We start from the raw sequence: 551 nt of genomic DNA on the forward strand, positions 1-551 counted from the left end.
GAAACTCGCGGTTCACTAAATCCGGGCGCGTATCAGGGGTCTTAGGCGGCCGGGTAGTTAGGGGCATCCTGCCTTTAGACTTGCCCTGAACCCCAGCCAGGCGCATCAACCGGCGGGTCTGCTCCCGCCCAATACCAACCCCGAGTCGTCCCAGTGCGTGCCATATTTTCCGGACCCCGTAAACCGCGTAATTCTCCGCATGAATACGGCGGATTAAGCCTACAAGTTCCCGGTCACGCTGAGTCCTGGTGGACTCGACGCGGGTCTTCACGTCCCGGTAACCACGCGAGGTGATAAACCCGCCCTCAAGGTTCTCACTCAACGTCTCACATATGAACTCGACCGAGAAACGACTACGATACTGGTCAATGAACGCAATCATTTCCGCCGCTGCTACTGAGTGGCAGCGGCTTTGCCGCATGAGCCGCTCAGTAGCAGCGTGGAGCCGTTAAAAACCGGCCATGATTGGCCGGTTTAGGAGAAACACCCCCGAGAATCCGAGGCGAAAAAAGCCAAAGCAGCTCTAAATAACTCATTCATGTCACGAAGCT

1 protein-coding gene is annotated in these 551 nt (G+C 56.4%); it reads right to left on the reverse strand.

The annotated features are described in order from the left end of the window. The coding region (locus HMPREF0577_RS11370) for an IS3 family transposase (protein WP_169305142.1) at positions 1-322 on the reverse strand (322 nt) is incomplete at its 3' end. Between the last annotated feature and the right edge of the window lie 229 nt (positions 323-551).

Source organism: Mobiluncus mulieris ATCC 35243 (genome assembly GCF_000160615.1).
In the GTDB taxonomy this organism is placed as follows: domain Bacteria; phylum Actinomycetota; class Actinomycetes; order Actinomycetales; family Actinomycetaceae; genus Mobiluncus; species Mobiluncus mulieris.